Genomic DNA, 22,667 nt, shown 5'->3' on the forward strand with positions numbered 1-22,667 from the left:
TGTTAATCATGATATTGAATCATTTTATCATGAAGAGATATTATCGGGTTTAATATATTATTTACAAATCTGCTATAAAGCAATATAAGTGTCATAAGTAATACAATACCTATCAATACAAAAGAAGCTTTCAGCTTACCGGTTTCTTTGTAGAAGTTATCTAAGGAGATAGTTTTTATAACATATGTGTCTTTATCCAGTAAATTTTCTACGATTATTAATTTGGTTTTATCTTTGCTGAGAGCATAATTCTTTCCGGAAGAAAGAATGTTCATAAGTTCTGCTTCTTTTGGTGGTATTAGGGCTTGTTCACCATATTCGTATATTGGTTCAGTTCCAGGGGTGTATACTGAAAGGGAAAACTTAGAATCAAATACATCATAAGAAAAGTAATCCATAAATGAACCTGTGGTTATATTTACGATAACTATTCCTAAGGAAGAAGAAACATCATATATCTTAGAGATATATGATACTACGTTAGTACTTTTTGAGTTAGTGTATCTGTATTTAGGAATATCATCTGAACACAGCATCCACATTGAATTTTTAGAGGTCTTAATAAAATTATTGTATTCTTTTGTTTTAGAAAATGAATCAAAGGATGGAAAGTTATAATTACTATTACTTTCGTATCTAAGTCCATTAGAAGAATAGATTGTAGAACCAATTATATCTAAGTTTATAGATCTCAAGTCAGATAAACTATTAGTTACAATAGCATTATATGAAGTATCCTTAAGTGAATCAGTAACTTGAGGAGAATTAATTGAATAATCGGTAATGTTTTCAATAAGTTTTCTAAAGTAATCTATATTTTGCGATTGTATTTTCATGGTTTCCACATAAGACTGAATACGATTCTGAAGAAGTACATTTTGCATTTTTTTATATCCAATAAACATTATTAAAATAATAGATAATATAACAATTGCTACTGATTGAAATATTATACGTGTTTTTGCAGACATCAAATCACCCCACAAAACTAGCTTAATTTAAATTATATATGTACGTGGTAACCTTTTCAATGTTGTATGTAAAATATGTGCAGATTAACAAACTATTTAGCATGATTATAGCCTGTTTTCATTTTTGGGAATCTTGTATACTTTTAATTGTAAGAGGGATGTGAAATATTTAAGGAGGTAATGTTATGAGAAAACGTTTAGCACTAATACTTATATCTGCTATTTTAGCAGTTACATCTTTGACAGCATGTAATAAGCAAGAAGATAAGCCAGCTGCAGCTGATGGACACAAGAAGGTTACAGTAAAGATTGGTATGTGGCCAGAGGATACTGATGCCGAGCAGGTTGCATTATTCAATAAATACAAAGCAGAGTGTGAGAAAAAGTATAATTGGATAACTATTGAACCTGCACACTATAAATATAGTGTAGAAAGCTTTGTTCCTTTAGCAGAAAGTGGACAACTACCAACAGTATTTGAAACTTGGTATACAGAGCCACAAAAGTTAATAGCAAACAAATATGTAGCAGATATCACTGATGAGTTAAAAACAAATAAATGGTTAGATTCAATGGATCCAAAGATAAAAGATCTATTATCTAAAGATGGAAAGACATACGGAATTCCACGTGATGGATATGCTTTAGGTTTGTATGTTAACATAAAATTATTCAAACAAGCAGGATTAATGGACGGAGATATACCTAAGTATCCAAAGACTATGGATGAATTAGCTCAAACAGCTGCAACAATTAAGCAGAAGACAGGAAAAGCAGGAATTGTATTATTATCAAAAGATAATTCTGGTGGATGGCATTTCTCAAATATAGCATGGGCATTTGGAGCAAAGCTTCAAGTAGAAGAGAATGGAAAGTGGAAATCTAACCTAAACTCTAAAGAAGCAGTAGCAGCTATGCAATATGTAAAGGATTTAAAGTGGAAATATAACGCAGTAACTGATGAAATTCTTCAAGATTGGACATCAGGTATGCAAGCGATAGGTACTAGCAATGCAGCAATGTACTTTGCAGCACAAGATGGTGTAAATGTTCCAACTAAAGATTATGGTTTAAGTAAAGACGATTTAGCTTTAGTACCATTCCCAGCAGGTCCTGGCGGACAATACTCATTAATGGGTGGTACTCCTTATATGTTCTCTTCAACAGCTTCAAAGGATGAAATAGATGGAGCTCTTAAGTTCATAGAAATAATGGGTAAGGCACCAGTTCTTAACGCTGATACAGAAAAGGGACTTAAGGATGATGCAGATTATCGTAAGAAAAATAACATTCCAGTTATTCCATCATTCCAAGTTTGGACAAATAAAGATTACCTAGATAAGGTTGAAGAAATAAGAAAAGCTAATGAAAATATAAACTACAACTTATTTAAGGATTACTTCAGTAATGTACCAAAAACTCTTCATACTGAAGAACCAAATCTTACTCAAGATATGTATGCTGAATTATATCCAGTTATTCAGGCGGTATTAACTAATAAAGATGCAAATGTTCAAGCTCTTATGGATAAAGCTAATAGCAATTTCCAACAAAAGCTAGATACAAATATAAATAAGAAATAATTTATTCCATGTACTAAATAAGGCTGTATAAAGCACTAGTAAGATATAAAGATGAACAATTATATTATTTAAAATCTTTATTCAAATCATCTTGGTTTAACCCCCCAGAGTTTTGAAATATTTAGTCAGAAAGATTGTTCATCTTTAGCTATCAAGAAAGTGATATGCAGCCTTTTAATTATAAAGAATAAAGAAAGGAGTCGATGATGCCATGAAACTTGCTACACAAACACCAATAAAAAGTAGAAAAATCGGCAAAAATGTATGGCGAAAAGATATATCAGGATGGATGATAATGATTCCATCATTGGTGTTATTTGCTTTTTTCGTATGGGTACCTATTCTTCAAAGTCTTAAACTATCATTTTATAGCACACAGGGATTTAATCCTGTAGCTTTTGTAGGATTTAAAAACTACATAAATGTATTTCAAGATCCAGTGTTTATGAAGGCACTAAGCAATACTTTTGTTTATATTTTTTGGTCTTTAGTAGTTGGATTTTTAGTTCCTATAATAATGGCAATTTTATTAAATGAAGTTGTGTATTTTAAATCATTATTTAGAGTTGGGATGTATTTTCCTAACGTTGTTCCAGGGGTAGCTACTGTTATGATGTGGTCTTTAATTATGACCCCAGGAGGGAATGGTATATTAAATGTTTTTCTAAGTAAATTCGGAGTAGAACCACATAAGTGGCTAGAGGACCCAAAGTGGACTATTCTTTTAATAGTAATTACGATGACTTGGAAGGGTGCAGGATCAACTGCTCTAGTTTACCTTGCAAGATTACAAGGCTTAAATCAAGAACACTATGAAGCTGCAGCTATGGATGGTGCAGGAATATGGCAAAGGATTTTCTATATAACTATTCCAGGACTATTCAGTACTTGTAAAACTTTATTTATACTTCAAATTATAGCTGTTTTCCAAGTATTGTATGAACCTATGGTAATGACAGGTGGAGGACCTAATAATGCTTCTATTTCTCTAATGCAGTTAAATTACAAGTATGCATTCCAAGATATGAAGATAGCTCAAGCAACAGCATTAAGTGTTATTATCGCTATAATACTTATAGCACTAACTTGTGTATACAATCTTCTTAACAGAAATAGTGAGGAATAGAAAGGAGAGGCCAAATGTTTAAATCGAAAATAAGTAATAAAAGCTATGGTGCTATAACTACCTTTGATCTAAAGCGAAAACCAGTAAAAATGGCATATCTTATTATGATCATAGTATGCTTTGTTATAGTGATAGCTTCCATTGTGCCACCACTATGGGTAATGCTATCAAGCTTTAAATCACAAGAAGAGTTTTTTAGACAACCACCAACTTTTTGGCCAGATCAATTCCATCCAGAAAGATTGGCTGAAACTTGGAATAAGCTTGATTTTATAAAGTATTACAAGAACTCTTTAATAGCTGTAGTAGGTAGTGTAGTTTGTGCAATAGTGTTTAATGGGTTGCTTGCTTATGTAATTGCCATAATCAAACCAAGAGGTAGTAAAGTTGTTCATGCATTAGTGATGATAAGTTTAATGATACCGGCAACTACTAGTTTAGTTCCAGTATTTAAGAATATAGTAGCATTGCATTTAAACAATCAAATCACACCACTATGGTTCGTGGCAGGAGCAAATGCTTTTTACGTTATACTGTATATTACATTTTTTAAGTCAATTCCAACATCCCTTATTGAAGCTGCAAGGCTAGATGGATGTTCGGATTTTCAGATATTTTTCAAAATAGTAGCTCCATTAAGTAAAGCTATAAATATGGTTATAGGTATGTATGCAGTTAATGCTGCTTGGTCTGATTTCCTTCTTCCGTACTTAGTTTTAAAGAAGGATAGTAGTTTCACTGTTATGGTTAAGTTATTTGTCGCTCGTCAAGGTGGAAAGATGACACCAGATCAGCTTATGATGTGTATTACCTTGGCAATAATACCACCTATAATTTTATTTATACTTTTCCAAAAGCAGATTACGGCAGGAGCGATGGAAGGTAGCATAAAGGAATAGTTTAATATTTTAAATAGAGTCAGGGAACACAGACCTTCTTTAGTCAAACAACCTATAACTGAAGAAGGTCTGTGTTTTTACATATTTACAGTATGTTAGAAAACATGAGCCTTTTTTGAATATTCGCTAGGAGTCATTCCGGTAGAACGTTTGAATACTTGGCTAAAGTATTTTATATCATTATATCCAACTTTATAGCATACCTCATAAACCTTATATTTTGGATTGACCAACAACTCTTTAGCAGCATTTATTCGAGCTTCCTTTAGACATTCGTTGAAGGTTTTACCTATATTGTCCTTTAACAGATGCATTAGATAAGAAGGACTTATATACAATGCGTTTGCCACATCATCTACTGAAATGTCCTTATTATAGTTTGCTGTTATATATTTTATAGCTTCATTAATCTTCCGTGAAGACATATTGTTTTCTATTCCATCAATACTTAATATACGATTTATATCAGTGAACATATTATTATTTACAGCCTTTTCAGCTTCATCACAGGCGTTGTGTATAATGGATAAATCTTTGCATACATTACTTATTCCTACACAGCAGGTAAGTGTTGTAATCTGTTCAAATTCATAAATGATTTTTTTAGCAGCATTTTTTATTGACTTAACTGCGTTCTCAATATGTGGGTGACTTAAAATTATGGTCCATTTTAAATCAGAAGTTTCAGTATAAACGTAACTAATATTACCATCATTTAAATACTTGGAGATTAGGCTAGTCAAGGTGTTGCGAATTAAGCTAATGGTATCTTTATCTGAAGATTTAAGAATATCATCACTTGAATTAACTGTTAAGAACAGTACATAGTTATTTGTTGGGGATATATCAATACCATATAGTTTGATTTTTTCTTTTATTGCATCTAAATCAGCGAGCTTGCCAGTAATGAGGTTGTTTAAAAATAGTTGTTTCACATTTGGAAGTTCACTTTCTAATAATGAATATTGTTTTTGCTTATTGCGTCTCTTGTCCAACTCTTTAATTCCATCCAAAACGGTTTTAATAAGTTCATTATTATCAATAGGTTTTAATAAATACGCAAAGGCTCCGCTGTGAAGTGCTGTACGAACATATTCAAACTCTTCATAGCCACTTAAAATAATAACTATACAGTCTATATTAGAAGCTTTTATGGCCTTTAAAAACTCTAGACCATCCCACTCAGGCATTCTGATATCAGTTATTATGATATCAGGATTAAACTTAAGAGCCAATTCTAAACCTGTTTTTCCATTATCGGCATCTGCAACTATCTCAATGGAGTATTCGTTCCAATCAATTGTTTCTCTAATTCCATATCTGACAATATACTCATCATCTAAAATCAACATTGAATACATAGTAACCCCACCCCTTACTTACTGGATTATTAAAACGTATACACTCAAAAAAACACTATCTCAAATATATTCTAACAAATCATTAATAAGAATTCACTAGTTATGATTAAACTCAGCATTATTAGAAACTATTTAGCAGAATTACAGCCTATACTCAGATATCTATAAAAACTATAATTTAATCATAATTGGATACTGGTAAAACACTGTGATTAAATTAAGTGGTCACGCATCCGATGCTTTAATGAGCTTTTACATAACCACTTAATTTAAACAATATTCTTGAACATAACTCAATTTTATTAAGAATCGGTACATCAATATAACTAATAAGTGAAGTAAGGTTTTTATAAGTATAGGATTCAATATAGGAGGAGTAGTGAAAATGCAAAAATATGCAGATAAGTACTTGAAGTTAGATCCGTGGAGGATAATCGAAGAAGGGTTTGATTCAGAGAGATGCAATGTATCAGAATCAATTTTTTCCTTAGGTAATGAGTACATGGGGGTAAGGGGATATTTTGAGGAAGGCTATAAAAAAGGTGAATTCATAGGATCTTATTTTAATGGAGTATATGAAGAAACTAAGGAAGCAGCAGCTTTACATTATAAAGGAATAGTAAGAGATACTCATTTTATGATTAATTCTGTCAACTGGTTATATACAAGAATTTATGTTGATGATGAAATATTAGATTTATCATCAAGTGAATTTGATGAATATAAAAGAACCCTTGATTTAAGAACTGGAATCTTAAATCGTAGTTTTATATGGAAGACAAATGGTGGAAAGCATATAAAACTTGATTTTGAGAGATTTGTTAGCATGGGTAGTCCGAGATATGGATGTCAAAGAATTGCTATTAAACCACTAAACTTTGATGGTGAAGTAAAGGTTGTCATGGGGCTTGATTTTGATGTACTTCAAAAATCTACATCAAAGAAATACTGGACAACTATTGAGAGAGAAGCCCTAGAGGATTATATATATATACTTGGTAAAACTTCTTTCACTGAGCAAAAGGTATTATCAGCTTCTAATATATCATTGGATAACACTCATGAAAGTAAAGTTGTAGAAAATGAAGATTTTATAGGATATGAGCTTATCATAAATGGAACACAAGGGATTGAAACGAAAATAGATAAAGTTGTATTTAATTACGTAGAAAAAAGAAAAGAGATGGGAGCAGATGAAGTCATCAAAGCAGCATCTAAATTAGTAAATAATTTTCATAGTATATGCTACGACAAAGAAAAGGAAAAGCACATAGATTATTGGACAAAGGTTTGGGATAAATTTGACATAACAGTAGATGGGGATATGGATAATCAACAAGGTATAAGGTATTGTATTTTCCAAATGCATCAAACTTATCACGGAGAAGATCCTTCGCTTAACATTGGAGCAAAGGGGTTAACTGGAGAGGCTTATAATGGACATACTTTCTGGGATACAGAGACATACTGTCTACCATTTTATATTTTCAATAATCCTAGAGCAGCTAAAAATTTACTAGAGTATAGATACAATACTTTGCCTATGGCAATAGAAAGAGCTAAGCAGCTAGACTGCGATGGAGCTTGTTATCCTATAGCAACGCTAAATGGAAAAGAAGCTTGCTCTTTATGGCAACATGCAAGTCTTCAAATGCAGCCAAGCACTGCTGTAGCTTATGGAGTATTTCACTATGTTAAGCTTACAGACGATAAAGAGTTTTTATATGATAAGGGCTGTGAGATGTTAGTACAGATATGTAGGTACTTGGCAACTAGAGGCGATTGGAGTGGACAGAGAGGAGAGTTCGGATATTTCGGTGTTATGGGTCCAGATGAGTTCCAGATGATGGTCAACAATAACTGTTACACCAATTATATGGCTAAGAAAACCTTTGAATATACCATTGACGTGATAAAAGATATGAAGAGTAATTGTCCTGATATGATATCAAGCTTAGTAGAAAAAGTCAATTTATTAGATGACGAGCTTAAAACCTGGTCAAACATGGCAAACAGGATGAAGATAAGTTTAGATAAAGAAACAGGGATATATGAGCAGCATGAAGGATATTTTAATCTTCCACATGTGGACATTGACAGTATTCCTGTGGAGGAATTTCCCCTATATAACAATTGGTCTTATGACAGGATTTATAGGAATGACATGATCAAACAGCCAGATGTACTTATGTTTATGTTTCTTTTTAGAAGTGAGTTTTCAAAGAAAAGTAAAAAAGTGAATTATGAGTACTACGAACCAAGATGTATACACGAATCATCACTTTCACCATCAATACACTCAATATTTGCATCAGAACTTAATAAGCATGAGGAAGCTTTCAACTTTTTTAACTTTGCAACAAGAATGGATTTAGATAACTATAATAGAAACACTAACGAAGGCTTGCATACTACTTCGATTGCAGCAGCATGGGTAAATATTGTATACGGCTTTGGCGGTTTGAAATCTGATGGTGACATGATAGATCTTAATCCATCTATACCAAGATCCTGGAATAGTTACTCTTTTAGGATATTGTACAAAGGAAATGTTGTAGAGGTTTTTATAAATAAAACAGATGTGAAAGTAAAAGTGCTTGAAGGGACTAAAATTAATATTAATGTATATGGAAGAGCTTATGAAATAGGTAAGGAAGGAATAGCGCTGGAGATTCCTGTGGGTGCAAGAGGTTAAAGTAAATTTTACTAGGATATTTATAGGAAGGTGATATTGTGGAGTGGTTGATAAAAGAAAGTGGATTTGATAGGGATAAGATTGAACTCAATGGTAATAAATTTCTTATTGGAAACGGGTATATGGGCTACCGTGGCACAATGGAGGAATTCTCAAAGGAGCAATTAGTTGCCTGTAATTTATCTGATTTATATGATAAGGTGGGCGACAAATGGAGAGAACCAGTCAACGCACCAAACGGATTGTTTACAAGAATATATTGCAATGGAGAATCACTTAGTGTTCTTAGCAGTGATATAGAATATCATGAACAAGAGCTTAATATAAAAAGTTCAACCCATAGAAGATATACCAAGTTTATCACTAGTAGTGGAATAAAGGTTGAGGTAAAGGCTGAAAGGTTCCTAAGCTTATATAACCTGCATCTTATATGTATGAAGTATTCATTTAAGGCATCAGAACCATGCGATATACTAATTGAAACAGGAATTGATGGGCAGGTATGGGATATAAATGGACCTCATCTTATAAAAGTAGAAACATATCAGCATGAGGATAATTGCATACTACATGCAATTACTAATGAAAATAAAAATTCTTTGGCAGTAGCAGAAAGAATTGAAATTGGTTTTGGTAATGAAGTGTATAATAGCAATAGCTACAATTCATTTAGAGAAATAACATCAAATATTGAAGCTGATAAAGAATATACCTTTGCAAAGTATGTATCTGTATTTAAAGACAGAGATGAAGTTGAAGATTGTGTTAGTGCAGCTATTAAGTCAAATATGGCTGCAGTTAATCTTGGGTATGATAAATTATTAGAAGTAAATAAGGAATTATGGGAACAGAGATGGAATGACGTTGATGTGGAGATTGGAGGAGACGACTATTCTCAATTAGCACTTAGATACAGTATATATCATTTGATGATTATTGCACCAACTCATACAGATAAAAGCTCAATACCAGCAAGAGGCCTCTCAGGTCAAGTTTATAAAGGTGCGATATTTTGGGACACAGAAATATTCATGTTGCCATTTTTCTTAAATACGAAACCTGAAATAGCTAGAAATTTATTAAAGTATAGATGCAATACATTAGATGGTGCCAGAAGAAAAGCAGCTGATTACGGATATAGAGGGGCATTTTATGCTTGGGAAAGCCAGGATACTGGAGATGATGCCTGTACTTATTTTAATGTTACAGATGTATTTACTGGAAGGCCGATGAGAACTTATTTTAGAGATAAGCAAGTTCATATAAGCGCAGATGTTGCGTATGCTATGTGGCAATATTATCTTGCTACAGGAGATGAAAGTCTCCTTGTTGAAGGTGGGGCAGAAACAATAATTGAATGTGCTAAGTTCTTCTATTCTTACGCTTATTTTAATATGGATAAAAACAGATATGAGATATTAGATGTAACTGGTCCAGATGAATATCACGAGAGAGTAAATAACAATGCTTATACAAGCATAATGGTTAAGTATACCTTAGAGGCGGCTTTATCATCTATTAAGCTGCTAAAGACTAAATATGAAAAAGAATATATAAATTTAAATTTAGTAATTAATTTTGAAAAAGAAATAGATAAGTTTAAAGACATGTTTGAAAAGTTATATATTCCTAGTCCTGATAATGAAACAAATATAATAGAACAATTTGATGGATATGAGCGATTAGAAGATGTAAGCCTTGAAAAATTAAAAGAGAGAATTATAAACCCAAATGAGTATTTAGGTGGTGGTAACGGATTAGCTACAACTACTAAAATACTTAAGCAAGCAGATGTTGTATTGGCTTTAAATTTGTTTAAGGACAGATACCCAGAGGAGGTTAAGAGGAGTAACTGGGAGTATTATGAGCCTCAGACTGAGCACGGATCTAGCTTAAGCGCCTGTGTTTATGCACTTCTAGCTGCTGAGCTCGGTAAAGTTGATTGGGCATATAAGTATTTCCTAAAGACAGCAACAATTGATTTAACAGGAGATTCTAAACAATATGTTGGAACTCTTTATATTGGAGGAACTCATCCTGCATCCAATGGTGGAGCTTGGATGACTGCAGTTTTAGGTTTTGGAGGAGTTAAAACCAGAGAAGGAAAGATAACTATAAATCCTAAATTACCAGAAAGTTGGACTTCGCTAAGGTTTAGAGTAGTACATTATGGACAAAAGTACTCTGTAAATATTACAAAAAGTCAAATAACAATTAAAGCAGACGATATAAACAAAAAATGCAATGAATTTATTATAAGTGGTAATAAGCTTATATGTAAACCAGGTCAAATGATAGAAATTACTTATTAAAAAAACTGTCTAAAGGTAGGTATATTGCCTTTAGACGGTTTTTTTGTCTTATCTAATTGTGTATTCTTATTTTTGAGATTTAATAATAAAATTACTCATTAATTTACCAAACTTATGGTCTAGGATCAAAAATACATAAATAAGTGCATGTATTCAAATAATAAAATGAAACTTTTATAAATGCTATAATCAGTTACTTAAGAGTGAGAGGAGGTTTTGATGTGATCAAAGAATTAATTATAAACCTTTCAATACTGATAAGTGCCATAAGCTTAGGCACACAATTGCGAAATGGGCATGATCATTTAAAACCAAATCAGTATACTCATCAATTAATTTTTGGGTTTGTTACAGGGTTTCTATCTATTGCATTAATGTATTTTGGTTTCACAATATATGATGGCTCAGTTATTGACTTCAGAAACATAGCTATAATGATTTCTGCTATATATGGTGGAGGAGTATCAATATATTTATGTAGTATTATGACTGCTGTTTTTAGAATCATATATTTTGGTATTAATCCTGTAGCAATGTACGGTGTAATATTAACTATAATTACTGGCACAGGCTGTTGGTTTATAGCGAGTAATAGACTTAGAACCTGGCAAAAATGGGTTTATTGTACCTTATTCAATACTATAGCCTCAAGTATAGTGCTAATAATAAAGTACTTTTATAGACAAGATTTTAAGTTTATTTTAAGTGTGTATATAATATCATCTGTTGTTGTGTCGGCAATAACCTTCAGCTATTTAGAATATTGCGTTACATTGAATAATTTATATATAAGGTTAGTGAAGGAGTCATCTCAAGATTTTCTTACAGGGGTTAACAATGTAAGACAGTTTCATAAAACATTAAAACACATTGCAGCCAACGCTGTGGATAAAGATGAGAGGCTTTCTTTAACAGTAATAGATATAGACAATTTTAAAAGTGTTAATGATACTTATGGACATAATAATGGAGATATAGTTTTAAAGGAGGTTGCTATTATACTAAAGGATAGTAGTAGATCTTTTGATGTTATATCCAGGAATGGAGGAGAAGAATTTACAGCTATACTTCTTGATTGTGGTAAGGATAATGCCATAAAAATAGCTGAAAAGATAAGAACTAATATTGAGAATCATAGTTTTGTTTTATCAAATGAGCATCAGCTTTACGTTACTGTATCTATAGGAGTAGCTAGTTTTCCTGAGAGTACAGAAGACATAAGAAGACTTTATGAATTAGCAGATCAAGCTCTATATCAATCTAAAAAAACCGGGAAAAACAAGGTATCTTATATATAGATAGTATAGTTTAAACAAAAAAAGTTAATATATAGATATTCTTTAGAAAAGGAGAATTTTATGATGAAGGATAACAATATGAAGCGTAATAGCAATAATATTAATGAGTCAAAACCAACTAAAAACCCAGTAGAGATATTCCAAGGACATCTAAAAGAAATAAAAAATATAGATGAACCTTTTGCAGAAGCTATAATAATGGCTAAGAAATTCTAATTAATAAAAATCATGCATACGATAGGATTTTAAAATGATCTTCATATAATATACATTTTATTAAATTCTATAAATGCATGATTTTTTTTAGCAATTATTATGAATATATTTAATGTACATTTCACAATAATAAAATATCCTATATTATATAAAGCATAAAATTGTTAATTGATTAGTATAAATCAAGCCGATATATTATTGAAAAATAACAAATTAAAATGTCATTTAAATAATAAATTGTTAAATTGAAACATATAAATATTATTTATTTGTATTGGGTAACATATAAAATTAACTATTTTCTAATTTATATAAGAAATTTAGGGGAAATTAGCGAAAAATGATGATATGTAATAAAAACCTTGTTAAATAAAAGGAATATAATTTGAAATATTTATAATTTGCTATATAATATATTAACGAGATGACATATTTTCAGTAAATGTTATTGTTTATTAATAAATTATTTGTTTTGGGGCCTATTAAGGAGGATTTTAATGAATATTTTCAAGAAAAAGACAGCAGAGCAGATGCTTGAGGGAGCAGTAAAGACCGGTCTTAAAAAGAATTTAAAGGCTAGGGATATAGCTGCATTAGGAATTGGAGCTGTTGTGGGAGTTGGTATATTTGTAGCTACTGGAGAAGGCGCTCATCTTGCTGGACCTGCGGTAATTATATCATTCGTTATAGCTGCAATAGTAGCATGTCTATGTGGGCTTAGCTATTCAGAACTTGCAACTATGTTTCCTGTAGCTGGAAGTACATATTCTTATGCATATATTACTTTTGGAGAAATAGTAGCTATGATTATAGGGTGGTGTTTAACTGCTGAATATCTAGTTGCTTGTAGTGCGGTTGCCTCAGGATGGTCAGGAACCTTCCAAGGAATATTAGCTAATCTAGGGATAAATATACCTAAAGCTTTAGCGGCTTCACCAAGTAAAGGTGGAATAATAGACTTGCCTGCTGTACTTATAATTGTTTTAATAACAGCACTCTTGTGTTATGGAATGCAAGAAAGTGCAAAAATAAACAACCTAATGGTTGGAATTAAGATATGTATAATAATTCTATTTGTTGCATTAGGAGTTACTCATATAAATGTAGCCAACTATAAACCTTTTAATCCGTATGGGCTTAAAGGAATATTTGCTGGTACGGCTACTATTTTCTTCTCATACATAGGGTTTGATGCTATTTCAACTGCAGCGGAAGAAGCAGAAAATCCAAAACGAGATATACCTTTGGGCTTAATAATGTGTCTTGTTGTAGTAAGTATACTTTACATCTCAGTGGCAGCTGTACTTACAGGAATGGTTCCTTTCAAGGAAATAATTTCTGAAAATGCAGTACCAGGTGCGTTAGCTAGAGTGGGTATTAACTGGGGATCAGCGTTAGTTGGAACTGGTGCAGTTATAGGTATGATATCTACACTTTTAGCAGTGCTTTATGGTCAAGTAAGAGTTTTCATGGTTATGTCTAGAGATGGACTTTTACCTAAGTTATTCTCGAAGGTTCATCCAGTTTACAAAACACCATATTTATCTACTATAATAACAGGTACTGTCGCTGCTATTATAGCAGGATTTTTACCACTTGATATAATAGTTCAATTTTTAAGCATAGGAACTCTATTAGGATTTATAGTGGTATCTTTAAGCGTAATAGTACTTAGAAAGAGAATGCCTAACTTTAACAGAATATTTACATGTCCAGGTGTTCCGTTTACACCAATAATAACTGTAATATGCTGTCTATATCTTCTTTCAAGACTACAGGCTAAAACATGGATTGGTTTTGCAGTATGGCTTATAATAGGGCTTATAATTTACTTTACTTACGGAAGAAAACATAGTTTATTACAAAATGAATAATATAGAAAAAGCTAATGGAATCATTTGTTGAATTCATTGGCTTTTTTTGTAGGTTAATATAATTCTAATCAATATATATTAGTCCTGTAATAAACATATAATAAAATATAATTCAGGTTTGTAGGAGGATATATAAGATCAGAAGTATAACCGTGATAAAGTTGATTCTTAATTAAGTTATAGTTATACAGTGTTATTTATCAATGTAGTTGGAGGAGTGTAGATGGAGGGATATGAATATATTCTGATCGCAGTAGGATTCGTACTACTTTTACTAAGTTATCTAGTTGGGATGGGGAACAAAAGTTTTTCAAAGGTAAATGATAATATAACTGCAGAAGACATAGAGGAAAAAGATAAATTTATAAATGAAATTGCTATACCTCCTGCTCTTATCGGAATGGCTATAATAATATCTACCTTCCTATACAGAGTATCAAAACTATTTGGCATAATATTGATCATAGTGGTATCGATATATTCTTTGATTAGAGAATTTAAAGTGTTATTTAGTATGAAGAACAAATGAAGTGAAATAAAGAGCATCCGGTTTTATTGTGAAATAAAACTGAATGCTCTTTAAATTATTTACTAAAACGTCTTCTATAATCACACTTTCTACAAAGCTCTTCTTTTACCTGCCTATTAGAAAAACCGTTAAATATACTTAATGCTCGCTCGCCTTCTACTATATCGTTAAGAGAACTCTCATCATATATATTTCCGAGATTTATTACTCCTTCACCATCTAAGCAACAAGGAACCACAGTGCCATCAACTAATATGGCTATTTGATTTCTAAGACCATGGCAAAAACCAACAGTGTCTTCATCTTCTAGCTTTGTATCTGGCCACTTAAATTCAGAGCCTTGATTTAGATAAACTCGTTCTCTAAGCTTTATGCCTCTAGCAGTAATTACTTTTTCCTCTATCTTATAGTCTAGTGAAAAAAAGTCTTCTATCATTTCTAATATATAATTATTTCTTTTATTTTTTAGGTTTATAGTATTATCTTCAGTTAGATTCCAAAGTCTTAAGGATACATTTAGGCTTGACCTCTCTATAGCTTCCTTTGTAAAAGATAATATATCATTTACATAAGAATACTTGTCATTAGAGTTTTCATTTCCATCAAAACTATGTAATGAAAAGTTAATTTGTCTTAAGGAAGGCTTGTTAATTATCTTTTCTCTTACTTTATTAATCAAAGTTCCATTGGTAGTTATATTAACCTTAAAACCTTTTGAATAACTCACATCTAACAAATGTTCTAACTGAGGGTGAAGCAAAGGTTCACCTTTTACATGAAGGTATATGTGATCACCATGCCCTTTGATTTTATCCAGAACTTCGCTGAACTTATCCACAGTAATAGTTTCTGATTTTCTTTTTGTCTGTGGACAAAATTCACAAGATAGATTGCATACATTAGTGATTTCGATATATATTTTCTTGAATTTTTTCATTATGTAATCTCCTATGTGTAATTGAGTAGGGAATTTATGTATGTTCCAAAATAATGAGATCTAAAGATAGATTTAGCATTAAAGTAGTACGTTTTTAAAATCATGGAAATGGTATATCTATTCTGCTGAACAGATATACCACTTCAATCATTAAGCTTCAAATAAAGGTTTCGGTATTTCTACGAGTCTTTATTTGGATAAATTTCAATATGAAGTGGTACATCCATATAAAATAAAAAAACTAGAGAAATATAATCTCTAGCAATTGACAAAATTTGACAAATTATTTTAGGTATAAATACACCACACTAATATCTTTTTCTAATTTATACTTATACTATAAACAAAAAATTAGATGTTGTCAAGAGAAATGAAGAAAAAGTTAGGAAAAACATAGTTTTCACCAAACTTTTTCTTAGAGAGGGTATTATGTAGTGTAATATAATGGTAATTAGTGTTTTGTATTTTTATTTGATTGCTATAAAATATTATGTATCTCAGTTAATACATAAAGTAATGAAGTTACCTCATGACAAGAGCTACGTGGCAAGAGTTTCAAAAGCTTTTAGGTTCGAACTGGTACATCTTTAAACAATGTGGCACAAATAAAATTTAAGGAGTGAGTTGAATGGCAGGAACGGAGCATCCTGATTATGAAAAAGAAATACAAAGACTAGAGCTAACTCTAAAATATCTTAAAAACTATAATGAAAAAGTATTAGCACATAAAAATAAAGTTGATACAGAGGTTGAATATGGTTTATCTCATTATAACTCAGACAATGCAGAGCAGTTCAACGAATTATCTATAAATTATGTGCTTCAGAAGAATTTAGAATTTAAAACTAAGGGATTAGAAAGCAGCATAGAAAAACCATACTTTGCAAGAGTTGATTTTAAAGAACAAAGTAAAGATAAGGTTCAACAGCTTTATATAGGAAAAACCTCTCTGCTTGATGATGCTACTAATGAAATGATCATAATAGATTGGAGATCACCAGTGGCAACTCTTTATTATGAAGGTAGACTAGGAGAAGGTCACTATGATTGTGAAGATGGAAACATAAAAGGCGATATTAGTCTAAAGCGGCAATACAGTATTGAAAAATCAAAAATTCAAGAGATATATGATATAGATATAACCACAAATGATGAATTCCTACAGGCAAGTTTAAATTCTCTAAAAGATAATAGATTAAAAGATATTGTATCTACAATACAAGAAGAACAAAATAGAGTTATTAGAGCTAACATGTGGAAACCTTTATTAGTACAAGGAGCCGCAGGTGGAGGGAAAACAACCATAGCACTTCATAGGATAGCATACCTTTTATATAATTATGAAAAAACAGTATCTTCTGATGGATTTATGATAATAGCACCAAATAGATTTTTTCTAAGCTATATTTCAGATGTACTTCCTGAACTGGGAGTTCACAGTGTTCGTCAGAATACTTTCGAAGATTTCGCATTAGAGATTATTGAAGAGAAGTTTCATATAAAAGAGCCTTCTGAAAAACTGAAAGATATAATTGAAGGCGATATTAAAGTTAATAAGATAAGTACCTTCAAATCATCTATTGAATACAAACTGATGTTAGATAAATTTCTGAAGTTTGTTGAATCTAAATATATTCCAAAAGCAGACTTTAAGATTCATGATACTATTATATATTCTTATAGAGATATTAAGTCACTTTTTGTAGCTAGTTATAATCATCTGCCTTTTGAAAAGAGAATAATTGAAATAAGGAAACATCTTTCTAACAAGTTAAAACTAAATAAAAAAGATATTCTTGAGACTATTGAAAGAGATTATGATTGGAGAATAAATAAATTAAGAAGAGAAATGGATGACTGTGCTGAGAGAAGAGCTAAGATAATTGAAATAGCAAATGAAAGAGATCTTGTACTAAAAAGAGCAAAAACTAAAATGAGCAGTTTAGTTAGAGATTACTTTCAAAAAATAAATCCACTTAGTGTTAGTGAATATTATAAAGGATTCATGAGGATGCTGAAAGAGTGGAAACCAGAAGGACTTATAGCAAAACTATCAGAGCAAACTATTCTTTCGGTAGATAGTAAGAGCATAGAAATAGAAGATTTGGCACCACTTATGTATATAAAGTTAAGAGTTTATGGGTTGGAAGAAAAACTAAATTTAAGACATGTAGTTGTGGATGAAGCACAGGATTTTAGCGTATTTCAGTTTTTAGTGCTAAAAGAAGTGATAGGGTCTAGTTCAATGACTATATTAGGGGATATATGCCAAGGTATTTATAGCTATAGAGGTACTACGGACTGGGAATATGTGAATAAGAGTATATTCGGCGGAGAAGCTGAGATGCTTACATTAGAGCAAAGTTATAGAACAACCGTTGAAATAATGAGTGGTGCTACTGAAGTAATTAAAAATCTAAAGGGCAAGCAACTTCCGTTAGCAAAGCCTGTTATAAGACATGGTGAACCTATTAAGGTTGATAAGGTAAGTAGTGTTGATGAATTGTCCTTAAGAATAAAATCAGACGTAGAATTGTGGAAGCAAAAAGGATATAAATCATTAGCCCTTATCTGCAAGAACTTAGAGGAGTGTAAAAAACTCAAGAAAAGATTAGATAATCTAAATATAGATACTTCAATGGTTACAGGGGGAGAGAGTGACTTTAATGGGGGGATTGTAATAATACCAACCTACCTAGTAAAAGGACTTGAGTTTGATATGGTAATAATCTGCAATGCCTCAGAAGACATGTATACTGATAGTGATTTAGATATAAAACTTTTATATGTGGCTATGACAAGACCTTTGCATTATCTAAAGATTTACCATGTAGGTGAAAGAACTAAACTGCTAAAATTGTCAGTTTAGGTTGCTATTAAAGTTCTGTGTTGCAATTAAAGTTACCTTATGATTTTATACTAAATCATAAGGTAACCTTTTTAATGTATAGAACTTGTAAAACATATAAGCTAATATGATTTAAATATAGTATGTCTTATGCCGATGCTTATAAATAGGTTTTTCCCCAGTTGTACAGCTCTGTAATTATAGGTTTTATAGTTGATCCTAGTTCAGTTAATTCGTACTCAACCTTTGGGGGAACTTCTGCGTATACAGTCCTCTTTACAAGTCCATCACTTTCAAGTTCACGAAGCTGCAAGGTGAGCATTCTATGAGTTATTTTTGGCATATCTCTTCTTAGCTCGTTAAATCTTTTCTTTCCGTATAAGAGTCTATATAGGATGACTCCCTTCCACTTTCCACCAATAATACTTAAAGTGGCCTCTACTGCACACTTGGTTGAGGCACAAGGTGGATCAATAGGTAAAGTTTCTTCAGTATTCATAAGATACCTCTCACGTCATTTTTTGATACTAAGTATAAAAACTATACTTAGGTATATTATTGTATAGTATATATTAAAAATGTGCATTCTTCAATATATGTTTAGAGTGGATTATAATTGATTCATAGATTCGATATACTATTTCTATTGAAGTTTATTTTAGATAGAGAGTACATCCTCAATTAAAACATTTTGAAAGGTGGAATAATATAATGGATTCAGTAAAGAAAAAAATAATAGATGCATATGATTTTAGACATGCGTGCAAGGAGTTTGATGATAGCAAGAAGATATCAAAAGAAGATTTTGATTTTATATTAGAGACTGCCAGACTATCTCCTAGCTCTTTCGGTTTTGAACCTTGGAAGTTTGTTGTTGTTCAAAACCCTGAATTTAGAGAAGAATTAAGAAAAGTTTCATGGGGGGCTCAAAAGCAACTACCAACAGCTAGTCATTTTATTGTAGCTCTTTCAAGAACAGATAAAGATATGAAGTATGACTCAAAATATATTTCAGAATTTATGAGGGAAGTTAAGAAGCTTCCTGCTGAAGTTGCAGAAGGAATGAGAGAAAGACTAAAAGATTTTCAAGAAAATGATTTTAAGCTGTTTGAAAATAAAACTGCACTTAATGACTGGGCATCAAAGCAAACTTACATCGCTTTAGGAAATATGATGACTGCTGCTGCGCAAATAGGAATTGATTCATGTCCGATAGAAGGTTTTAATAAGGATAAAATTGAAGAGATTCTAAACAGCAGAGGTATACTTGAAGATGGAAGCCTTACAGTATCATATATGGTAGCCTTCGGATATAGAAAAGCTGATCCAAGACCAAAGACAAGACAAAGTATAGATAAAATAGTAACTTGGATATAAACAAATAAAGTTCAACAGGTTGTGGAAGTTATTATATTAAGAGACGTTTATTCTCTTAATATAATAACTTTATTTTTGTTTGGAAAAGTATAAGACCTTTTAGGTGTCATAGCTTATAAAGAGTATTGGATTTGCTATTTTTTAGCTTGAAAGCGCTTTACCATATCTAAGTTATTTTAAATAAGAGTATTGTTAAAACACTGTATTGCAATTAAATGGTTATACAGGAGATGCTCTATGAGCGAGCAGTTAGAATTAAATGATTTTATCAGGTGGAATGGCTCTAAAAAATCGCTAATCGTTCTTTATTAGTGATTTTTTTACGCATCTGCCTTTTCTGAACGCATGTGAAGAAATTCTGGCAGGCGATATATTCTCACTTTTTACTCTTTAATATATGTATTGTTACTTTTTTTATTTTATATATGAACGATTTATAATAGAGTATGATTAATAAAGAGTAAAACTGTACTGTTCGAACGTAGTGAGTTTACAGTTTTAGCCATGGAATATGACAAAATCATATTAATTCTTTGCGAAGGCTCATTAAAGCATTGGATGTATGGCCATTTAATTTAAACAATACCTTCAAATATGCCCTAAATAAAAGCTTTTTAATAACTTTCTTCTATTTAGTTTATTTGCTAAGATTTCCTCTAGTTAACATGATAAAGTTACTTTATTAGTTGAAAAAAATATGTTAGAATAAATTTCACGAGAGTATTTTGTCGATAGATGTAGAATTACAGGAGTTACATATTGAAATTGTTTACAAATGCCATAAAAATATAATTGACGGTAGAGTTTTTGTATATTAATATAAATATGTAAGCGATAACATATTTAACTATACTTACATAATAGATAATATTTAAGATGCCTAAGCCTAATGATATAAGAATTTCTTGTTGTTATACATTTAGGTTTTTAATAATGTAGAAATCTTATATATCTATATGGCGTAAATATGAACAAGTTAAATAATTAAACATCTTTTTAAACTCTTGAGGGGTCTGTGGTTGGAAGTTAAAACATAGGTAGTCTCATATCAATATTAATTTAAGAGAAAAAAGTTTTGATTAGGAGGTATTAGTCATGACAAAAGTGGTAGAAATGAAGGGCATCACAAAAATATTCCCAGGAACCATAGCTAACGATGATGTTAATTTTGATCTTAACAAAAGTGAGACTCACGTTTTGCTAGGTGAAAATGGAGCGGGAAAAACCACTTTAATGAACATACTATATGGGTTGTACCAACAAGAAAAGGGTGAAATATACGTTAACGGGCAGCTAGCTAAGATAACAAACCCTAACGATGCTATAAAGCTTGGAATTGGTATGGTGCATCAACATTTTATGCTTGTTCATAATTTTACAGTTGCAGAAAATATAGTTCTAGGAATTGAACCTAAAAAAGGTTTGAAGGTAGACATGAAGAAAGCAATAGAGGATGTTAAAGCTATTGCTGAAAAATACGGTTTCAACATAAATCCAAACGAAGTAATTGAAGACATCACAGTTGGTAAACAGCAAAAGGTAGAAATACTAAAGGCTTTATATAGAGGAGCAGATATATTAATACTTGATGAACCTACAGCGGTTCTAACTCCTCAAGAAATAGATGAGCTTGGGGTTATTATAGATAACCTAAAGTCACAAGGTAAGTCAGTAATTCTTATCACTCATAAGCTTAAAGAAGTTATGAAGATGAGTGACAGAGTAACCATAATAAGAAGAGGTAAGGTAACTGGAACTGTAAATACTAAAGATACTAATATCGACCAATTAGCAGAGCTAATGGTAGGTAGAAAAGTTAATCTTGTAGTACAGAAGGCTGAAGCAAAAGTAGGCCGTGAAATCCTTAAGATAGAAAACTTAAATGCTAATGATCATAGAAAACTTCCTGTAGTTAAGAATCTTGATCTTACAGTACATGCAGGTGAAGTAGTTGGTATAGCTGGAGTAGATGGTAACGGACAGTCAGAGTTTATAGAAGCTTTAACTGGTCTTAGAAAAGCTGTTAGTGGAAAAGTAACTATAAACGGTAAAGATATATTTAACAAGGCACCTAAAATAGTTATGGAGTCTGGCGTTGGACATGTTCCTGAAGACAGACATAAAAGAGGATTGATACTTAAATATTCATTATTTGAAAACTCAATCTTAGGTATTCATAGAAATAAACCTTTTAGTAAAGGTATTGTATTAAACTATAGTGAAGTTAGAAAGCATTGCAATAAGCTTATAGAAGAGTTTGACGTAAGAACTCCAAATGATGAAGTTTCAGCATCAGCTTTATCAGGAGGAAATCAACAAAAGCTTATAGTAGCGAGAGAAATCTCAAAGGATCCAGAACTTCTAATAGTATGTCAACCAACAAGAGGTCTTGATGTTGGAGCTATAGAATACATTCATAAGAGAATAATACAGGAAAGAGACAATGGTAAAGCAGTTCTTTTAGTTTCATTAGAACTGGACGAAATAATGTCTTTATCTGATAGAATAGCGGTAATGTATGATGGACAAATCTTAGATATAGTAGATAGGAAAGATGCTACGGAGCTAAAACTTGGAATACTTATGGCTGGTGGTAGTCTTAAGGATGATGAGAAAGAGGTGAAGGATCTTGAGTAAAACT

General features: G+C 31.5%; 16 protein-coding genes. 12 read left to right on the forward strand and 4 right to left on the reverse strand.

The features are described from left to right. Positions 1-2: 2 nt before the first annotated feature. Positions 3-971 carry a hypothetical protein gene (locus OCU55_RS22425; RefSeq protein ID WP_261854518.1) on the reverse strand — a complete coding sequence of 323 codons (969 nt, stop codon included), beginning with the start codon at positions 969-971 and terminating at the stop codon, positions 3-5. A 185-nt stretch (positions 972-1,156) separates the two neighbouring features. Between OCU55_RS22425 and OCU55_RS22430 the strand changes: the two genes are divergently transcribed. The 3 genes from OCU55_RS22430 to OCU55_RS22440 all read left to right on the forward strand — a co-directional run bounded on the left by OCU55_RS22430 (position 1,157) and on the right by OCU55_RS22440 (position 4,579). Beyond that, entirely contained in the window at positions 1,157-2,554 is a 1,398-nt protein-coding gene (locus tag OCU55_RS22430; protein ID WP_261854519.1) for an ABC transporter substrate-binding protein, read from the forward strand. A gap of 211 nt (positions 2,555-2,765) precedes the next feature. Continuing rightward, positions 2,766-3,680: a carbohydrate ABC transporter permease gene (locus tag OCU55_RS22435; RefSeq protein ID WP_261854520.1), complete on the forward strand. Its 915-nt coding sequence runs from the start codon at positions 2,766-2,768 to the stop codon at positions 3,678-3,680. A gap of 14 nt (positions 3,681-3,694) precedes the next feature. Further along, positions 3,695-4,579, forward strand: a complete 885-nt coding sequence (locus OCU55_RS22440; RefSeq protein ID WP_261854521.1) for a carbohydrate ABC transporter permease — start codon at positions 3,695-3,697, stop codon at positions 4,577-4,579. Between the two features lie 95 nt (positions 4,580-4,674). On the opposite strand, the gene OCU55_RS22445 is transcribed toward OCU55_RS22440, so the two are convergent. Further along, positions 4,675-5,940 carry a response regulator transcription factor gene (locus OCU55_RS22445; protein ID WP_261854522.1) on the reverse strand — a complete coding sequence of 422 codons (1,266 nt, stop codon included), beginning with the start codon at positions 5,938-5,940 and terminating at the stop codon, positions 4,675-4,677. A 385-nt stretch (positions 5,941-6,325) separates the two neighbouring features. On the opposite strand from OCU55_RS22445, the gene OCU55_RS22450 reads away from it, so the two are divergent. From OCU55_RS22450 to OCU55_RS22475, 6 genes are all read left to right on the forward strand, one after another. Beyond that, positions 6,326-8,635 (forward strand): glycoside hydrolase family 65 protein, encoded by a 2,310-nt coding sequence (locus OCU55_RS22450; protein WP_261854523.1) that lies wholly within the window; start codon positions 6,326-6,328, stop codon positions 8,633-8,635. A 38-nt stretch (positions 8,636-8,673) separates the two neighbouring features. Further along, complete coding sequence (locus OCU55_RS22455; RefSeq protein WP_261854524.1) at positions 8,674-10,947, forward strand: glycoside hydrolase family 65 protein; 2,274 nt, start codon at positions 8,674-8,676, stop codon at positions 10,945-10,947. A 221-nt stretch (positions 10,948-11,168) separates the two neighbouring features. Continuing rightward, a complete protein-coding gene (locus OCU55_RS22460) occupies positions 11,169-12,245 on the forward strand; it encodes a diguanylate cyclase (protein WP_261854525.1) in 1,077 nt (358 codons plus the stop codon). A gap of 63 nt (positions 12,246-12,308) precedes the next feature. Further along, positions 12,309-12,461, forward strand: a complete 153-nt coding sequence (locus OCU55_RS22465; RefSeq protein ID WP_261854526.1) for a hypothetical protein — start codon at positions 12,309-12,311, stop codon at positions 12,459-12,461. Between the two features lie 497 nt (positions 12,462-12,958). Continuing rightward, positions 12,959-14,335: an amino acid permease gene (locus OCU55_RS22470; RefSeq protein WP_261854527.1), complete on the forward strand. Its 1,377-nt coding sequence runs from the start codon at positions 12,959-12,961 to the stop codon at positions 14,333-14,335. 223 nt (positions 14,336-14,558) lie between these two features. Next, positions 14,559-14,864 (forward strand): hypothetical protein, encoded by a 306-nt coding sequence (locus OCU55_RS22475; RefSeq protein WP_261854528.1) that lies wholly within the window; start codon positions 14,559-14,561, stop codon positions 14,862-14,864. 55 nt (positions 14,865-14,919) lie between these two features. Here the strand turns inward: OCU55_RS22475 and OCU55_RS22480 are convergent, their stop codons facing one another. Beyond that, positions 14,920-15,801, reverse strand: coding sequence for a radical SAM/SPASM domain-containing protein (locus tag OCU55_RS22480; RefSeq protein WP_261854529.1), 882 nt, complete (start codon positions 15,799-15,801; stop codon positions 14,920-14,922). Between the two features lie 628 nt (positions 15,802-16,429). Between OCU55_RS22480 and helD the strand changes: the two genes are divergently transcribed. Further along, a complete protein-coding gene (helD, locus tag OCU55_RS22485; RefSeq protein WP_261854530.1) occupies positions 16,430-18,670 on the forward strand; it encodes an RNA polymerase recycling motor HelD in 2,241 nt (746 codons plus the stop codon). 139 nt (positions 18,671-18,809) lie between these two features. Here helD and OCU55_RS22490 read toward each other — a convergent pair whose 3' ends face one another. Continuing rightward, complete coding sequence (locus OCU55_RS22490; protein ID WP_261854531.1) at positions 18,810-19,148, reverse strand: winged helix-turn-helix transcriptional regulator; 339 nt, start codon at positions 19,146-19,148, stop codon at positions 18,810-18,812. 212 nt (positions 19,149-19,360) lie between these two features. Here OCU55_RS22490 and OCU55_RS22495 point away from each other — a divergent pair, with 212 nt between their 5' ends. Together OCU55_RS22495 and OCU55_RS22500 are read left to right on the forward strand one after the other, a co-directional pair. Next, the gene (locus OCU55_RS22495) at positions 19,361-20,026 is read left to right on the forward strand and encodes an NAD(P)H-dependent oxidoreductase (protein ID WP_261854532.1); all 666 of its coding nucleotides are present in this window, start codon (positions 19,361-19,363) and stop codon (positions 20,024-20,026) included. Between the two features lie 1,095 nt (positions 20,027-21,121). Then, the gene (locus OCU55_RS22500; protein ID WP_261854533.1) at positions 21,122-22,663 is read left to right on the forward strand and encodes an ABC transporter ATP-binding protein; all 1,542 of its coding nucleotides are present in this window, start codon (positions 21,122-21,124) and stop codon (positions 22,661-22,663) included. The last annotated feature ends 4 nt before the right edge of the window (positions 22,664-22,667 follow it).

This window comes from Clostridium folliculivorans (assembly GCF_024341905.1).
In the GTDB taxonomy this organism is placed as follows: Bacteria; Bacillota; Clostridia; order Clostridiales; family Clostridiaceae; genus Clostridium_AR; species Clostridium_AR folliculivorans.

Excerpts from the sequence above, each read along its gene's own strand:
- helD (WP_261854530.1), top strand. The coding sequence starts at position 16,430 with ATGGCAGGAACGGAGCATCCTGATTATGAAAAAGAAATACAAAGACTA.
- OCU55_RS22475 (WP_261854528.1), top strand. The coding sequence starts at position 14,559 with ATGGAGGGATATGAATATATTCTGATCGCAGTAGGATTCGTACTACTT.
- OCU55_RS22465 (WP_261854526.1), top strand. The coding sequence starts at position 12,309 with ATGAAGGATAACAATATGAAGCGTAATAGCAATAATATTAATGAGTCA.
- OCU55_RS22495 (WP_261854532.1), top strand. The coding sequence starts at position 19,361 with ATGGATTCAGTAAAGAAAAAAATAATAGATGCATATGATTTTAGACAT.
- OCU55_RS22500 (WP_261854533.1), top strand. The coding sequence starts at position 21,122 with ATGACAAAAGTGGTAGAAATGAAGGGCATCACAAAAATATTCCCAGGA.
- OCU55_RS22490 (WP_261854531.1), bottom strand. The coding sequence starts at position 19,148 with ATGAATACTGAAGAAACTTTACCTATTGATCCACCTTGTGCCTCAACC.
- OCU55_RS22425 (WP_261854518.1), bottom strand. The coding sequence starts at position 971 with ATGTCTGCAAAAACACGTATAATATTTCAATCAGTAGCAATTGTTATA.
- OCU55_RS22445 (WP_261854522.1), bottom strand. The coding sequence starts at position 5,940 with ATGTATTCAATGTTGATTTTAGATGATGAGTATATTGTCAGATATGGA.
- OCU55_RS22480 (WP_261854529.1), bottom strand. The coding sequence starts at position 15,801 with ATGAAAAAATTCAAGAAAATATATATCGAAATCACTAATGTATGCAAT.
- OCU55_RS22435 (WP_261854520.1), top strand. The coding sequence starts at position 2,766 with ATGAAACTTGCTACACAAACACCAATAAAAAGTAGAAAAATCGGCAAA.
- OCU55_RS22440 (WP_261854521.1), top strand. The coding sequence starts at position 3,695 with ATGTTTAAATCGAAAATAAGTAATAAAAGCTATGGTGCTATAACTACC.
- OCU55_RS22470 (WP_261854527.1), top strand. The coding sequence starts at position 12,959 with ATGAATATTTTCAAGAAAAAGACAGCAGAGCAGATGCTTGAGGGAGCA.
- OCU55_RS22450 (WP_261854523.1), top strand. The coding sequence starts at position 6,326 with ATGCAAAAATATGCAGATAAGTACTTGAAGTTAGATCCGTGGAGGATA.
- OCU55_RS22430 (WP_261854519.1), top strand. The coding sequence starts at position 1,157 with ATGAGAAAACGTTTAGCACTAATACTTATATCTGCTATTTTAGCAGTT.